Source organism: Pseudoduganella aquatica (assembly GCF_009857595.1).
Lineage (GTDB): Bacteria > Pseudomonadota > Gammaproteobacteria > Burkholderiales > Burkholderiaceae_D > Rugamonas > Rugamonas aquatica_A.
This window is the reverse complement of the sequence record NZ_WWCU01000006.1, coordinates 76,584-91,565: the sequence shown is the minus strand read 5'-3', so window position 1 is coordinate 91,565 and position 14,982 is coordinate 76,584. Positions and strand designations below refer to the sequence as shown.

The 14,982-nt window shown below is 64.7% G+C and carries 19 protein-coding genes; 12 read left to right on the top strand and 7 right to left on the bottom strand.

Annotation, left to right across the window (positions count from 1 at the left end; all coding sequences use genetic code 11):
* The first annotated feature begins 50 nt into the window (after positions 1-50).
* On the top strand, positions 51-920 hold the full coding sequence (gene proC, locus GTP77_RS07925; RefSeq protein ID WP_161071630.1) for a pyrroline-5-carboxylate reductase: 870 nt from the start codon (positions 51-53) through the stop codon (positions 918-920).
* 98 nt (positions 921-1,018) lie between these two features.
* Here proC and GTP77_RS07920 read toward each other — a convergent pair whose 3' ends face one another.
* The 3 genes from GTP77_RS07920 to GTP77_RS07910 are packed head-to-tail and all read right to left on the bottom strand — an operon-like array spanning position 1,019 to position 3,261.
* On the bottom strand, positions 1,019-1,366 hold the full coding sequence (locus GTP77_RS07920; RefSeq protein WP_161071629.1) for an ElaB/YgaM/YqjD family protein: 348 nt from the start codon (positions 1,364-1,366) through the stop codon (positions 1,019-1,021).
* A 41-nt stretch (positions 1,367-1,407) separates the two neighbouring features.
* Positions 1,408-2,262, bottom strand: a complete 855-nt coding sequence (gene ubiA, locus GTP77_RS07915; protein WP_161071628.1) for a 4-hydroxybenzoate octaprenyltransferase — start codon at positions 2,260-2,262, stop codon at positions 1,408-1,410.
* Between the two features lie 54 nt (positions 2,263-2,316).
* Positions 2,317-3,261, bottom strand: a complete 945-nt coding sequence (locus tag GTP77_RS07910) for a hydrogen peroxide-inducible genes activator (protein ID WP_161071627.1) — start codon at positions 3,259-3,261, stop codon at positions 2,317-2,319.
* A gap of 128 nt (positions 3,262-3,389) precedes the next feature.
* On the opposite strand from GTP77_RS07910, the gene GTP77_RS07905 reads away from it, so the two are divergent.
* Positions 3,390-4,580, top strand: coding sequence for a PilT/PilU family type 4a pilus ATPase (locus tag GTP77_RS07905; protein WP_161071626.1), 1,191 nt, complete (start codon positions 3,390-3,392; stop codon positions 4,578-4,580).
* A gap of 12 nt (positions 4,581-4,592) precedes the next feature.
* The gene (locus GTP77_RS07900) at positions 4,593-5,075 is read left to right on the top strand and encodes an adenylyltransferase/cytidyltransferase family protein (RefSeq protein WP_161071625.1); all 483 of its coding nucleotides are present in this window, start codon (positions 4,593-4,595) and stop codon (positions 5,073-5,075) included.
* A 98-nt stretch (positions 5,076-5,173) separates the two neighbouring features.
* On the opposite strand, the gene GTP77_RS07895 is transcribed toward GTP77_RS07900, so the two are convergent.
* The 3 genes from GTP77_RS07895 to GTP77_RS07885 all read right to left on the bottom strand — a co-directional run bounded on the left by GTP77_RS07895 (position 5,174) and on the right by GTP77_RS07885 (position 7,386).
* Positions 5,174-5,965: a transposase gene (locus tag GTP77_RS07895; protein ID WP_260048671.1), complete on the bottom strand. Its 792-nt coding sequence runs from the start codon at positions 5,963-5,965 to the stop codon at positions 5,174-5,176.
* 135 nt (positions 5,966-6,100) lie between these two features.
* On the bottom strand, positions 6,101-6,571 hold the full coding sequence (gene trmL, locus GTP77_RS07890; RefSeq protein WP_161071623.1) for a tRNA (uridine(34)/cytosine(34)/5-carboxymethylaminomethyluridine(34)-2'-O)-methyltransferase TrmL: 471 nt from the start codon (positions 6,569-6,571) through the stop codon (positions 6,101-6,103).
* Positions 6,572-6,606: 35 nt separating this feature from the next.
* The gene (locus tag GTP77_RS07885) at positions 6,607-7,386 is read right to left on the bottom strand and encodes a ComFC family protein (protein WP_161071622.1); all 780 of its coding nucleotides are present in this window, start codon (positions 7,384-7,386) and stop codon (positions 6,607-6,609) included.
* Positions 7,387-7,444: 58 nt separating this feature from the next.
* On the opposite strand from GTP77_RS07885, the gene GTP77_RS07880 reads away from it, so the two are divergent.
* The 7 genes from GTP77_RS07880 to GTP77_RS07855 all read left to right on the top strand — a co-directional run bounded on the left by GTP77_RS07880 (position 7,445) and on the right by GTP77_RS07855 (position 13,241).
* A complete protein-coding gene (locus tag GTP77_RS07880; RefSeq protein WP_161071621.1) occupies positions 7,445-8,377 on the top strand; it encodes a methyltransferase domain-containing protein in 933 nt (310 codons plus the stop codon).
* A gap of 258 nt (positions 8,378-8,635) precedes the next feature.
* Positions 8,636-9,859, top strand: coding sequence for a cytochrome c oxidase subunit II (gene coxB, locus GTP77_RS07875; RefSeq protein ID WP_161071620.1), 1,224 nt, complete (start codon positions 8,636-8,638; stop codon positions 9,857-9,859).
* 16 nt (positions 9,860-9,875) lie between these two features.
* Entirely contained in the window at positions 9,876-11,486 is a 1,611-nt protein-coding gene (gene ctaD, locus GTP77_RS07870) for a cytochrome c oxidase subunit I (protein WP_161071619.1), read from the top strand.
* Between the two features lie 2 nt (positions 11,487-11,488).
* Positions 11,489-11,605 carry a cytochrome oxidase small assembly protein gene (locus tag GTP77_RS30315; protein WP_223149313.1) on the top strand — a complete coding sequence of 39 codons (117 nt, stop codon included), beginning with the start codon at positions 11,489-11,491 and terminating at the stop codon, positions 11,603-11,605.
* Positions 11,606-11,612: 7 nt separating this feature from the next.
* Positions 11,613-12,155: a cytochrome c oxidase assembly protein gene (locus GTP77_RS07865; RefSeq protein ID WP_161071618.1), complete on the top strand. Its 543-nt coding sequence runs from the start codon at positions 11,613-11,615 to the stop codon at positions 12,153-12,155.
* A gap of 12 nt (positions 12,156-12,167) precedes the next feature.
* Positions 12,168-12,371, top strand: coding sequence for a DUF2970 domain-containing protein (locus tag GTP77_RS07860; RefSeq protein WP_056398627.1), 204 nt, complete (start codon positions 12,168-12,170; stop codon positions 12,369-12,371).
* A 9-nt stretch (positions 12,372-12,380) separates the two neighbouring features.
* Positions 12,381-13,241 carry a cytochrome c oxidase subunit 3 gene (locus GTP77_RS07855; protein WP_371869338.1) on the top strand — a complete coding sequence of 287 codons (861 nt, stop codon included), beginning with the start codon at positions 12,381-12,383 and terminating at the stop codon, positions 13,239-13,241.
* A gap of 176 nt (positions 13,242-13,417) precedes the next feature.
* Here GTP77_RS07855 and GTP77_RS07850 read toward each other — a convergent pair whose 3' ends face one another.
* Positions 13,418-13,621, bottom strand: coding sequence for a twin transmembrane helix small protein (locus GTP77_RS07850; protein ID WP_161071616.1), 204 nt, complete (start codon positions 13,619-13,621; stop codon positions 13,418-13,420).
* A gap of 36 nt (positions 13,622-13,657) precedes the next feature.
* Between GTP77_RS07850 and GTP77_RS07845 the strand changes: the two genes are divergently transcribed.
* Positions 13,658-14,392, top strand: a complete 735-nt coding sequence (locus GTP77_RS07845) for an SURF1 family protein (RefSeq protein WP_161071738.1) — start codon at positions 13,658-13,660, stop codon at positions 14,390-14,392.
* Complete coding sequence (locus GTP77_RS07840) at positions 14,376-14,981, top strand: SCO family protein (RefSeq protein ID WP_503826784.1); 606 nt, start codon at positions 14,376-14,378, stop codon at positions 14,979-14,981. The genes GTP77_RS07845 and GTP77_RS07840 overlap by 17 nt, the downstream gene beginning before the upstream one ends.
* Position 14,982 lies beyond the last annotated feature (1 nt).

The window sequence follows — 14,982 nt, the reverse complement described above, 5'->3', positions numbered from 1 at the left end:
ATGCCGGCGCGCGCCTGCACCGCGCACGCGGCGACACAACAAGGGACTTTATGAAAATTGCATTTATCGGCGGCGGCAATATGGCTGCGGCACTGATCTCCGGCCTGGCCGGCAAGCTGACGGCGGGCGCGAATATCCACGTGGTCGATCCGAACCCGGCCGCGCTGGAGAAGCTGAGCGCGCAGTTCGGCGTGACCACCTCGGGCGCGCTGCCCGGCGCGCAGCAGGCGCCGGACCCCGCAGCCTACCAGACCGTGGCCAGCGCGGACGTGATCGTGCTGGCGGTGAAGCCGCAAAGCATGCGCGAGGTGGCCGAGCAGCTGCGTCCGCTGCTGCCGGCGGCGGGCGGCGAGGGCGGTGGTCCGCTGCTGCTGTCGATCGCGGCGGGCATACGCGCGGCCGACTTGTCGCGCTGGCTGGGCGGCGGGCGCGCCATTGTGCGCTGCATGCCGAACACGCCCGCGCTGATTGGCATGGGCGTGACCGGCCTGGCCGCATCGGCCGGCGTGAGCGCGGAACAGAAGGCGGCGGCGGACGCCATCATGAAAGCCGTCGGCGCCACCGTATGGCTGGACGATGAGGCCAAGATCGACGCGGTGACGGCGGTGTCCGGCAGCGGCCCGGCCTATGTGTTCTACTTTATCGAGGCCATGCAGAAGGCGGCCGAGGAGCTGGGGTTGAGCGCCGAGCAGGGCAAGGCGCTGGCGCTGGCCACCTTCACCGGTGCGGCGCAGCTGGCGGCGCAATCGGACGAGCCGGTGTCGCTGCTGCGCGAGCGCGTGACGTCCAAGGGCGGCACCACCTATGCCGCGCTGACCAGCATGGCCGCCGACGGCGTGGCAGAAGCGATCGGCCGCGCCATGGCGGCGGCGGCTGCGCGCGGCCGCGAAATGGGCGTGGAGTTCGGCGCGGCGGATTAGGCGCTGGCGGTTCTGGCGGCTCTGGCGGGTTACGCGCTTTGCGCTAACCCGCCCTACGCGCCCTACGCGCCCTACGCGTTAGCTGGCTGCCGACCTGCCTAGCGCTGCGTGGCGCCGATCAGCATGCCGGCCAGAATGCCGACCACCGCGCCGGCCGCCACGGCGCCCCAGGGGTGCTCGTGCACATAGTTGTCGGTGGCCTTGGCGGCCAGCTTGCCGCGCGCCAGCATGCTGCCTTCCAGCCTGAGCAGATCGGTCTTGGCGGTCTGCAGGGTTTCCTTGAAAGCCGTTTTCGCGTGTTCAACGTCGGCGGGCGCGTCCTTGACGGCTGTGCTCAGCCATTGCTCGGCGTCGGTGACCGCATCGCGCAGGTGGTTCAGCAGGCGTTCGCGGTCGGCGCTGGCGTCGCTGCGCAAGGTGCTGGCTGGGGTGGTGGTCTGGTCCATGGAAAACCTCTCTGCTTGGGTGGATAAGCCGGGCGGCCGGCTCAGCGCAGCGCGTAATCCAGCGCCACGCCTGCAAACACTGCCGCCCCCAGCCAGTTATTGTGCCGGAACGCGGCCAGGCAGGGCGCACGTTCGCGTCCGCGTATCAGGGTGTAGTGGTAGACGGCGAGTCCGGCCGCCACCGCCAGCCCCAGGTGGAAGGGCCAGCCCAGGCCGAACTGGAGGCCCGCCGCCGCCAGCATGCCCAGGTGAACCGCGTAGCACAGCATGATGATGGCCACGTCGTGGCTGCCGAAAGTGATGGCCGAGGTCTTGATGCCGATTTTCAGGTCATCGTCGCGGTCCACCATGGCGTATTCGGTGTCGTAGGCCAGGGTCCAGAAGACATTGGCCGCCAGCAGCCACCACGCCACCGCCGGCACCGTGCCCTGCACCGCCGCGAAGGACATCGGAATGCCGAAGCCGAAGGCGATGCCCAGGTAGGCCTGCGGAATGGCGAAGAAACGCTTGAAATACGGATACGTGGCGGCGATGATCACGGCGGCCACGCTGAGCTGCTTGGTCAGCGCGTTGAGCGGCAGGATTAGCAGGAAAGCCAGTATGGTCAGCAAGCCAGCCAGGGCCAGCGCTTCCTTGCCGCTGATGCGCCCGCTGGTGATGGGGCGTTCGGCGGTGCGCTTGACGTGGCGGTCGAAATCCTGGTCGGCGTAGTCGTTGACGGCGCAGCCGGCCGAGCGCATCAGCAAGGTACCCAGCGAGAAGATGAACAGCAGGCGCCAGTCCGGCACGCCGCCGCTGGCCAGCCACAGCGCGCTCAGCGTGGGCCACAGCAGCAGCACCGTGCCGATGGGTTTGTCGAGGCGCACCAGGCGGAAATAGAGCTGCAGCTTGTTCATCGCGTTCAGGACCGGAAGACGGGAAAACCGCGATTATAGACCCTAGCCCGGCCTCTATGCCGCAGGCTCGTCCTGGCACAGCGGCGTGATGCCCGGCAGCGCGCACTGGGCCACGGCGGTGCAGATGGCGTCGATGGCGGCCTTGCGCGTGAAACTCTTGCGCCACACCATGACCACGCGGCGCGAAGGCTCGGGCTGGTCGAAGGGGCGGAACTGCAGCATGCCGTCCTTGGCCGCCATGTCCGGCACCGAGGCGCGCGGCAGCACGGTCAGGCCGATGCCGCTGGCCACCATGTGGCGTATGGTCTCCAGCGAGGAACCCTCGAAGGTGCGCTGCATGCCGTTGCCGGGCGAGGCGTAGCGCGCCATCTCCGGGCACACTTCCAGCACCTGGTCGCGGAAGCAATGGCCATTGCCCAGCAGGAGCATGGTTTCGGTTTTCAAATCCTCGGCCGGGATGCTGTTGCGCGCGGCCCACGGATGCTGGCGCGGCATGGCCACCACGAAGGGCTCGTCGTACAGCGCCTGCAGCGCCATGCCGTGCTCGGGCAGCGGCAGCGCCATGATGGCCGCGTCCAGCTCGCCCTGGCGCAGCATCTCGAGCAGCTTGACGGTGAAGTTTTCCTGCAGGATGAGCGGCATCTGCGGCACATTGTCTATCATGGCCTTGACCAGCGGCGGCAGCAGGTAGGGGCCGATGGTGTAGATCACGCCCAGGCGCAGCGGGCCGGCCAGCGGGTCCTTGTTCTGCTTGGCGAGTTCCTTGATGGCGGCGGTCTGCTCCAGCACGCGCTCGGCCTGGGCCACGATTTGCGCGCCCAGCGGGGTGACGGAGATTTCGGCGCCGCCGCGTTCAAACAGCACGACACCGAGCTCGTCTTCAAGCTTTTTGATGGCAACCGAGAGCGTGGGCTGGGCGACGTAACAGGCTTCGGCGGCGTGGCCGAAGTGTTTCGCTCGCGCAACAGCAACGATGTATTTCAGTTCGGTCAGTGTCATAAATGTATTTGAACACAGGCAATGGCTGGGCGCAATGCCGGAATCGGGACGTTTGTCCAGCGCAAGAAAATACATTGTAGCGTATGGGGATGGCTATAATTGCCCGACCACCCCATCGCGAGGCAAGCATGTCATCCACATTTGGCCATGAAGAAGCGCAGGCCTACATCCACAAGCTGCTCAAGGTGATGCACCAGACTGGCGGCTCGGACCTGTTCATCTCCGCCGACTTCCCGCCCAGCATCAAGTCGCAGGGCGCGATGAAACCGCTCAGCCAGCAGCGCCTGACCGGCGAAGTCACGCGCGCGCTGGCCATGGCCATCATGAACGACAAGCAGCGCGCCGAATTCGCCGCCGAGATGGAATGCAATTTTGCCATCTCGCTGCCGGACGTGTGCCGCTTCCGCGTCAACGTGCTGATGCAGCAGCAGAACGTGGCCATGGTGATACGCACCATCGCCTCCGAGATTCCGAATTTTGAAAAGCTGGACCTGCCCGAGGTGCTGAAGGAGGTCATCATGACCAAGCGCGGGCTGGTGCTGGTGGTGGGCGGCACGGGCTCGGGCAAGTCGACCACGCTGGCGGCGATGATAGACTACCGCAACAGCAATTCGGCCGGCCACATCATCACGGTGGAAGACCCGGTGGAGTACGTGCACAAGAACAAGGGCTGCCTGGTGACGCACCGCGAAGTGGGCGTGGACACGCATTCCTGGCACAACGCGCTGAAGAACACGCTGCGCCAGGCGCCGGACGTGATTTTGATCGGCGAGATCCGCGACACCGAGACCATGGAACACGCCATCGCCTTCGCCGAGACCGGCCATTTGTGCCTGGGCACGCTGCACGCCAACAACGCCAACCAGACCATGGACCGCATCATCAACTTCTTCCCGGAGGAGCGGCGCAACCAGCTGCTGATGGACTTGTCGTCGAATCTGAAGGCCATCGTGTCGCAGCGGCTGGTGCGCACCGAGGACGGCAAGGGGCGCAAGGCGGCCATTGAAATACTGCTCAACACGCCGACGATTGCCGAGATGATCTTCAAGGGCAACTTCCACGCCATCAAGGAAATCATGGCCAAGTCGCGCGAGCTGGGCATGTGCACCTTCGACCAGGCCCTGTACGAGCTCTATAATAAGGGCTACATTGCCTACGAAGAAGCGCTGCGCAACGCCGACTCGGCCAACGGCCTGCGGCTGCAGATCAAGCTGCGCGGCGACCGCAAGGAGCCGGGCGAGGGCGGCGGCAGCCGGCCGGTTGGCGAGCTGAGCATGCAAATCGACGCGGAAGAAGAAGACGCCGAGCCCGGCCATTAACCTACGGACCCTATGCCCCAATTCGAAGAAAAAATCTGCAGCCGCGCCGAGCTGAGCGCGCGCGTGGCGGCCCTGCCCAAGCCGGTGGTGCTCACCAACGGCGTGTTCGACATCCTGCACCGCGGCCACGTCACCTATCTGGCGCAGGCGCGCGCGCTGGGCGGCTCGCTGGTGGTGGCGGCCAATACCGACGCGTCGGTGAAGCGGCTGGGCAAGGGCGACGACCGCCCGCTGAACGCCTGCGGCGACCGGATGGCGGTGCTGGCCGCGCTGGAATCGGTCAGCCTGGTGGTGCCGTTCGACGAAGACACGGCGCTGGAGGTGGTGCAGGAAGCGCGGCCCGAAATCTACGCCAAGGGCGGCGACTACGACATGGCGGCCATCCCGGAAGGCAAGGCCGTGATTGCCTACGGCGGCCAGGCGGTGGCGATCGACTTCGAGCACGACCGCTCCACCACCAAGCTGCTGGCCAAGGTGCGCACCTTCGGCGGCTGACCACCCCCCAAGCAACCTGAGCCGCACCCACCCCCATTCGGGGTCAGACCCCGGGGCGGTTAATGCGGCTCAGGCCGCTTGTAGGATAGCAGGGAAAGCTATAGGAGTTTCCCTAGGCGGCGTAACAACCTCATCAGACTGCGGGGAGAGATGCGCAAGTGCTGGGCAATGGCGCGTATTGAATAGGCGGACGACAGATAGGCTCGCAATGCGGCTTCATCCGGGCTGGAGAATCGGGCAAAGAAGGCGTCGATGGGCGGCGTGGCGGTGGCCTGGGATGGGACTGCGGGTGCGCTGGGCTTGGCGCCTTTGCGGCGATGGCGCAAGGGATCGGGCAACCCTATTCCCTGTTCGACGAATTCGGTGTAGGCCTCGACATGCCGCTCGCGCGTGCCGTTGCCGAACTGGCTCAGTATCCAGTCGCCGTCCAGCCATGCCGGCAGGGGAACGTAGCCGAGCAGGGCCTGGTGGCTGCTCCATTTCCACGACGCCGCCGCCGACACCAGCTGCGCCCGCACCGGGTTGAGCACAACGTAGCGGGCCAGTTCCAGCAAGTACGCCTGGCGCTCGATCATTTCGGCGTTGTATCGGCATTGCGAAACATGGCCGAGATGCTTGTGCTTGCGGTTGAAATATTGGCAGTACTTGCCGTTCAGATAGCGGATTCCGGCCGCAATATTGCCCAGTGGTGTTTCCACCACCAAATGGTAATGATTCGGCATCTGGCAATAAGCGTGGATGACCAGCGTATAGCGCGCCGCCGCTTCGGCCAGCACGTCCAGCCAGACGCTGTAGTCAAATGCATCGACAAAGATGGGCATGCGGCGAACGCCGCGCGAAGTGACATGATAGATGGCGCCGCACGCCTGGGGCCGGAGTGGTCTGCTCATAGCAGCAATGTATGCTCCATCACCCAGCGATGCCTTGCGCTGCCGCAAGTTTGCGTCAATCAAGCTGAGCCGCATTTCCGCCAATTCGGGGTCTGACCCCGAAATGGGGGAAATGCGGCTCAGGCTGCCTGGGATTTAGGCGCCGCCGGCGTAGCCGTGCTGGCGCCAGGCTTCGAAGACGACCACGGCGACCGTGTTGGAGAGGTTGAGGCTGCGGTTGTCGGGGCGCATGGGGAGGCGGATGCGCTGGCTTTCGGGGAAGCGGTTGCGCAGCGCCGGGTCGAGGCCGCGCGTTTCGGAACCGAACACGAAGTAGTCGCCCGGCTGGAAGCGGCATTGCGCGAACGGCGACGAGCCGTGCGTGGTCATGGCGTACATGCGCGCAGGCTCGGGCTGCTCGCTGGCCAGGAAGTCATCCCAGCTTTTGTGCACCTGCATGTTGGCGTATTCGTGGTAGTCGAGCCCGGCCCGCTTCATTTTGCTGTCGTCCAGCGGGAAGCCGAGCGGTTCGATCAGGTGCAGCTGCACGCCGGTGTTGGCGCACAGCCGTATCACGTTGCCCGTGTTGGGCGGGATTTCGGGGCTGACTAGTACGACGTGGAACACTGCATTTCTCCTGTTACGTATGTATTGCTTTAACTTTAATGCGGCGGCGTGCGCGCAAACACCAGGCAGGTGATGCGCGCCGCGCCGTGCCGCTTGAGCGCGGCGGCCAGTTCGTCCAGTGTCTGGCCGCTGGTCATGACGTCATCGACGATGCCGATGTGGCGCCCTTCAACCAGCGCGCGGTCCGGCACCGCGAAGGCGTGCGCGATGTTGGCGCGCCGCTCGGACGGCTGCACCAGGCTTTGCGCCAACGTGTCGCGCGCCCGCTCGGCCAGCCGCGGCTGCACGGTGACGTCCAGCCGCCGCCCCAGCGCGCGGGCGATTTCCAGCGCCTGGTTGTAGCCGCGCGCGGCCAGCCGCTGCGGACCCAGTGGCACCGGGCACAGCACGGCGGGACGGATAAAGCCGGGCTGGCCCAGCGCGGCTTCGGCCAGCACCCGGCCGAACAGCGCGGCCAGCGCCAGGTGGCCGCCGAATTTGAGCTGCAGCACCAGCTGGTCCTGCGGCATGGCGTAGTCGGCGCCGGCCACCGTGGCGTCGAACGCGGGCGGATGCGACAGGCAGCGGCCGCACACCGCATCGCCGGCCCCACCGGCGCCCGGCAGCGGGTTGGCGCACACGCGGCAGCGCGCCCGCATGGCGCCGAATATCTGTGCATGGCAGGGCTGGCAGGTTTGCGTGCCGATGGCCGCGATTCCTCCGCACAGCACGCAGGCGCCCGGCAGCAGGGCGTGCCCGGCGCGCGCCAGCAGGGCGGGCAGCCATGACAGGGCGCCCGGCCGCGTGGCGGCGGGCCTGGATTGGGCGTTCGGCATCGCACTTTGCCTTAACCATGTAAACTGCGCCCATTATCTCACCCATCCGGTCATTACCATGCAAGTTCCCGCCAAGCCGCCTAAATTGAGCGCGCCCATCGATATCGAGCGCGTGCGCGCGCTGTTTTCCCGCCCGGAGCGCGTTGCGCCGTCCGATTTCCTGCGCCGCGAGGTTTCCTCGCGCATGCAGGACCGCCTGCAGCTGGTGAAGATCGTGCCGCAGCGGGTGCTCGATGCGGGCTGCGGCGAGGGGGCGGATCTACCCATGTTGCAAAAAATGTATGCCGCCGCCCAGATCCTGGGCGTGGATGCGTCCGAGGCCATGGCGCGCGCGGCCAGCGCCGCCACCGGCCCGGCGCCGCGCGGCGGCCTGAATCAGCTGATCAGCAGGCTGCTGCCGTCGAAGACCGGGGTGGACCTGGCCTGCGCCGATTTCGCCGAGCTGCCGCTGGCGCTGCACAGCATGGACCTGGTCTGGTCCAACCTGGCGCTGCACTGGCATCCGCAGCCGGACCGCGTGTTCGCCGAGTGGCGCCGCGTGCTGCGGGTGGAGGGCTTGCTGATGTTTTCCTGCTTCGGGCCGGATACCTTTTCCGAGCTGCGCACCGCCTTCGCCGACGTGGATCTGTTCCCGCACGCGCTGCCTTTCGTGGACATGCACGATTTCGGCGACCAGCTGGTGGAGGCGGGCTTTTCCACCCCGGTGCTGGACATGGAGAAGATCACCGTCACCTATGACACGCCCGAGGCCTTGCTGGCCGACGCCCGCGCCTGGGGCGGCAATCCGCTGGCTACGCGCCGCCGTGGCCTGCTGGGCCGCGCCGGCCATGCGGCCCTGCTGGCGGCCCTGGAGCGCCAGCGCCGCCCGGACGGCAAGCTGGGGCTGACCTTCGAGGTGTTGTACGGCCACGCGTTCCGCCCCGCGCCGCGCACCACCAGCCAGGGCGAGTCGATTATCCGCTTCGACCTGCCGCGCAAGCCCTCTAAATAGGCCGCTCTGGCCATAATACGGCTGCGCATATGTGGCAAATAAGGTCCAAGCACGCCGCTTTGGGCTTGCGTAACAGATAATTTCCTTGATGCCCCTAGGGGTGTTGACTATAATCCTTGACTAATTTTGCCATCATTTCGTCTTGTATAAGTATTACGGGTCGGGGGGTTTTAGGTGTTGTAGCGTACGGCGGCTATTCAGAACATCGGACGGCTGCCTTTAAAAATATTAATTATTTCTTGGGTGGTTGGGGAAAACATGAAACATGCAAAGCGATTTCAATCGTTGATGCTCGCGCTGTCGATGACAGCCGCCGCAGTCCCGTCCTGGGCGGCGGAGACGGCTGCAGCGGCTACTGAATACTCGAAGGCCACCGGCGGTACCGGCGGCCCCCTGGTCAACCAGCTGAACCTGCAGGCGCCCGCTACCGCCATCGCGGCGGACATCTACAGCCTGCACAACCTGATGATGATCATCTGCCTGGTGATCTTCGTCGCCGTGTTCGGCGTGATGTTCTACTCCATCCTCAAGCACCGCAAATCGCTGGGCCACAAATCGGCCTCCTTCCACGAGTCCACCGCGGTTGAAATCGCCTGGACCATCGTGCCTTTCCTGATCGTGATCGGCATGGCGCTGCCCGCCACCAAGACCGTGGTGGCCATGAAGGACACCTCCAACGCCGACATCACCATCAAGGCCACCGGCATGCAGTGGAAATGGGGCTATGACTACCTGAAGGGCGAGGGCGAGGGCATCACCTTCATCTCCAACCTGTCCACCCCGCGCTCGCAAGTGGGCTCGCCGGGCGTGGCGCCGACCGAAAAGCGCGGCGACACCTATCTGATGGAAGTCGACAACGAAGTGGTGGTGCCGGTCAATAAGAAGATCCGCATCGTCACCACCGCCAACGACGTGATCCACGCCTGGACCATCCCCGCCTTCGGCGTGAAGCAGGACGCCATCCCCGGCTTCGTGCGCGACACCTGGTTCAAGGCGCAGCACACCGGCGTCTATCGCGGCACCTGCGTGGAACTGTGCGGCAAGGACCATGCGTTCATGCCTATCGTGGTGCGCGTGGTCACCGCCGAGGAGTACACCGCCTGGGCCGACAAGAAGAAAAAGGAACTGGCCGCGCTGGCCGACGATCCAACCAAGACCTGGACCATCGATGAGCTGAAAACCAAGGGCGAGAAAGTGTACTCGGCCAACTGCGCGGTGTGCCACCAGGCTACCGGCAAGGGCGTACCGGGCGCGTTCGCCGCGCTGGACGGCTCGGCCGTCGTGAACGGCGAGAAGGCGGCGCAGATCCACGTGCTGCTGAACGGTCAGAAGTCGGGCAAGTTCCCTGCCGAAATGCCGGCATGGAAGCAGCTGTCGGACACCGACATTGCGGCTGTCATCACCTACACCCGCAACAGCTGGTCGAACAAGCCGGCCGAAAACATCGTTCAACCGGCCGAAGTCCTGGCTGCACGCAAGTAATTAGGAGCTGCACATTATGAGCACGACTGTCGATCACGCACACGCGCATGACCATGGCCACGACCACGGCCATGACCACGCCCACGACCACCCCACCGGTTTCCGCCGCTGGCTGTTCGCCACCAACCACAAGGATATCGGCACGCTGTACCTGTGGTTCTCCTTCACCATGCTGCTGTCCGGCGGCGTGCTGGCGCTGATGATACGCACCGAGCTGTTCCAGCCCGGCCTGCAGTTCTTCCAGCCTGAGTTCTTCAACCAGCTCACCACCATGCACGGCCTGGTGATGGTGTTCGGCGCCATCATGCCGGCCTTCGTGGGCTACGCCAACTGGATGATCCCGCTGCAGATCGGCGCATCCGACATGGCCTTTGCGCGCATGAACAACTTCTCGTTCTGGCTGCTGCCGCCTGCGGCGCTGCTGCTGGCCGGTTCCTTCTTCGTGCCGGGCGGCGCCACCGCCGCCGGCTGGACGCTGTACGCGCCGCTGTCGACCCAGATGGGACCCGGCATGGACATGGGCATTTTCGCCATGCACATCATGGGCGCGTCCTCGATCATGGGCTCGATCAACATCATCGTCACCATCCTGAACATGCGCGCTCCCGGCATGACCCTGATGAAGATGCCGATGTTCTGCTGGACCTGGCTGATCACCGCCTACCTGCTGATCGCCGTGATGCCGGTGCTGGCAGGCGCCATCACCATGACGCTGACCGACCGCCACTTCGGCACCTCGTTCTTCAACGCCGCCGGCGGCGGCGACCCGGTCATGTACCAGCACATCTTCTGGTTCTTCGGCCACCCCGAGGTGTACATCATGATTCTGCCGGCTTTCGGCATCGTCTCGCAGATCATCCCGGCCTTCGCCCGCAAGACCCTGTTCGGCTACCATTCGATGGTGTACGCCACCGCGTCCATCGCCATCCTGTCCTTCATCGTCTGGGCGCACCACATGTTCACCACCGGCATGCCGGTGACCTCGCAGCTGTTCTTCATGTACGCCACCATGCTGATCGCGGTGCCGACCGGCGTGAAAGTGTTCAACTGGATCGCCACCATGTGGAAGGGTTCGATGACCTTTGAAACCCCGATGCTGTTCGCCGTGGGCTTCATCTTCGTGTTCACCATCGGCGGCTTCACCGGCCTGATCCTGGCCGTGACCCCGATCGACATCCAGCTGCAGGACACCTACTATGTGGTGGCGCACTTCCACTACGTGCTGGTGGCGGGCTCGCTGTTCGCGCTGTTCGCCGGCTTCTACTACTGGGGTCCGAAGTGGACCGGCCATATGTACAACGAGACCATGGGCAAGACCCACTTCTGGCTGTCGCTGGTCACGTTCAACATCACCTTCTTCCCGATGCACTTCCTGGGCCTGGCCGGCATGCCGCGCCGCTATGCGGACTACGCCGCGCAGTTCACCGACTTCAACGCGATTGCCACCATCGGCGCCTTTGGTTTCGGCCTGAGCCAGGTGTTCTTCCTGTTCTTCGTGGTGCTGCCGACCATCCGCGGCGGCAAGCCCGCTGGCGACAAGCCATGGGACGGCGCTGAAGGCCTGGAGTGGACCGTGCCGTCGCCGGCGCCGTTCCACACCTTCGAAACGCCGCCGCAGGTGAAATAATCATGGCCGATCCTCGCGGCAACAAGAAGCAGAGCAATCTGAGGCTGGCGCTGATACTGGGCTCGATCGCCCTGGTGTTCTTCGTGTCCGTGTTCGTCAAGCGCAGCTGGCTGGGCTGAGATGAGCATGGGCAGCGTCAAGGCCGAGAACCTGCGCATGCTGCGCAAGCTGATCGTCATCGCGGTGATGATGTTCGGCTTCGGCTACCTGCTGATCCCGGTGTACAAGCATATTTGCGAAGTACTCGGGATTAATATGCTCACGCAGAAGGACGGCACGGTGGCGCTGGACCCGAAGAACACGCAAGTGGACAACAGCCGCCTGGTGACGGTGGAGCTGGACAGCAATGCGCATGGCCCGTGGCGTTTCCGCGCCACGCAGCGCAGCATCCAGGTCCATCCGGGCGAGCTGGCCACAGTGGTGTACGAAGTGGTCAACACGCAGCCGCGCACGGTGAACGCGCAAGCGATACCGAGCTATGCGCCCAACAGCGTGACGCCGTACTTCAAGAAAGTGGAGTGCTTCTGCTTCAAGCAGCAGACCATGAAGGCGAACGAGGCGCGGCAGATGCCGGTGGTGTTCTTTATCGACCCGGCGCTGCCGAAGGACGTGAAGACCATCACGCTGTCGTACACCTTCTTCGAGATTGCAGGGCTGGCCTCCAATTAAGGGGTGGCAAAGATGGAAGAGAAGAAGCAAACAGCTTCTTTCATGTATTCGATGAAAGCGGTGATCTGGTCGTTTTTCGGCCTGCGCAGGAAGAAAGATTTTGACCAGGACGGGGCCAGGCTGAATCCCTTCCACGTCATCATCGCGGCCTTGATAGGCGTCGCGCTGTTCATCGGCTTGCTGATAACAATAGTGAAGTTCGTAGTTTCACAGTAATTTTAGGAGATGAAGATGAGTTCACATAACGCGGCACCGTACTACTTCGTGCCTGGTCCTTCGCGCTGGCCTATGCTGGCCGGCATTTCCCTGCTCATCACCATGATAGGCGCGTCGGCCTGGGTCAACGACGCCTCCTGGGGTTCCACCGTCAACATCGTCGGCATCCTGTGCACGCTGACGGTGCTGTACTTCTGGTTCGGCGACGCCATCAAGGAATCCGAGGGCGGCTTGTACAGCAAGCGCATCGACCATTCCTACCGCTGGTCCATGGGCTGGTTCATCTTCTCGGAGGTGATGTTCTTCGGCGCCTTCTTCGGCGCGCTGTTCTACGCCCGCGCCATCACCCTGCCTTGGCTGGGTGACCTGGACCATAAATTCATCTGGCCGGACTTCGCCGCGCAGTGGGGCAATACCCCGGCCGGCGTGGTGGAGTCGTTCACCGCCATGGGTCCGTTCCCCATCCCGACCATCAACACCGCGCTGCTGCTGCTGTCCGGCCTGACCCTGACCATCGCCCACCACGCGCTGATCGCGGGCAAGCGCGGCAAGACCGTGGGCTGGCTGGCCGCCACCGTGGCGCTGGGCGCCGTGTTCATGTGCTTCCAGGTGTACGAGTACATGCACGCGTACAGCGAACTGAATCTGAAGCTGACCTCGGGCATCTACGGTTCCACCTTCTTCCTGCTGACCGGCTTCCACGGCTTCCACGTGACCATGGGCGCCATCATGCTGGCGGTGGTGATGTTCCGCGTCATGAAGGGCCACTTCACGCCTGAGCACCACTTCGGCTTCGAAGGCGCGGCCTGGTACTGGCACTTCGTGGACGTGGTGTGGCTGGGCCTGTACATCGTCGTCTACTGGTTGTAAGCGCTATAATCTGCGGCGACCCTGTTCGCCGCAATGAAAAAAAGCCGTGCGCAGGTGCATCCCGCGCGCGGCTTTTTTCTTGGCGGCGTGGCGGGTTACGCGCTTTGCGCTAACCCGCCCTACGTTCCGGCAGCGAGACCGTAGGGCGGGTTAGGCGCAGCCGTAACCCGCCAACGCTAGCGGATGCCGGTAGGCTGGATGTAGCCCAGTTTGTTGGCCACCAGGATAATGATGAACAGCGCGATCGAGAAGCCCACGCGCATGGCCAGCGAGCGCACCATGCGCTGGTCGTTCTTGCCCTTTTGGCGCATCATGTAGTACAAGGCCGAACCGAGGCTGGCTAGGATCAGAATGAAGGCAATCGCAACAAGGATTTTCATGGAATTGGCAGCGCCGCAGGTCGGAATAGAGGCACCATTGTAATGGCCTTCCGCTTCAAATGGGTGCCCTTTGCGGCCACCGTGCTGGTGGTGGCGCTGGGCGTTTCGCTGGGCCAGTGGCAGGGCCGCCGCGCGGCCGAGGCCAGCGCCGCCGACGCGCGCCTGCAGGCGGGCCAGGCCGGCGCGCCGCTGATGCTGGGCGCCGCCGCCGTGCCGGAGGCCGAGGCGGCCGGAATGGAATACCGCCGCGTGCGCGTGACCGGCCGGTTTGTGGCCGGCTGGCCGCTCTACCTGGACAACCGCCCGTCCGCCAAAGGCGTGGGCTTCTACCTGCTGATGCCCTTCCGTATCGCCGGCTCGGACCAGCACGTGCTGGTGGCGCGCGGCTGGCTGCCGCGCAATATGGCGGTGCGCGAGCAGCTGCCGCCCTACGGCACGCCGGCCGGGGAGGTGACGCTGGAGGGCGTGGCGCGCCTGCATCCCGGCCATGTGATGCAGCTGGGGACGGCGCCCGCGCTCAAGCCCGGCGCCATCGTGCAGAACGCCACGGCGGCCGGGGTGGCCGAAGCCAGCGGCTTGCGCATGCAGCCTTTTATCATCGAACAAACCGCGCCCGCCGGTGCGGAGGACAGCGGCCTGTCGCATGACTGGCCGGCGCCCGCTTCGCGCGTGGACAAGCATCGCGGCTATGCCTTCCAGTGGTACGCCCTGGCAGCCATGGCCGCTCTCTTTTTCGTCGTAACAGGATATAGACGTGGAAAACAAAACTGAACCGGGCCAGCCGCAGCGCAGCCGCGGACGCTGGAAGCTGATGGCGGTGCTGGCCGTGTGCGCGGCGCCGCTGATTGCGTCCTACATCACCTACTACTTCATCAAGCCCGAAGGCCGCACCAATTACGGCGCGCTGATCGACCCGCGCCAGTATCCCATACCGGCCATGGCCAGCGCCACGCTGGACGGCAAGCCTGCCGGGCTGGATGCCTACAAGGGCAAGTGGATCATGCTGAAGGTGGGCGGCTCGGACTGCCAGCAGGCCTGCCAGGACCAGCTGTTCGCCATGCGCCAGCTGCGCACCATGCAGGGCAAGGAGATGGAGCGCATCGAGCGCGTGTGGCTGATCACCGACGACCAGCCGCTGGAGACCATACTGCTGCGCGTGAACGACGGCACCCGCATGCTGCGCGCACCGGCCGAGGCGGTGACCAAATGGCTGCCGGTGGAGCAGGGCGGCCAGGCCGCCGAGCATATCTACCTGATCGACCCGCTGGGCAATTTGATGATGCGCTTCCCGAAACAGCCCGACCCGAGCAAGGTGAAGAAGGACATCGCCAAGCTGCTCAAGGCTTCGGCCATCGGCTGAG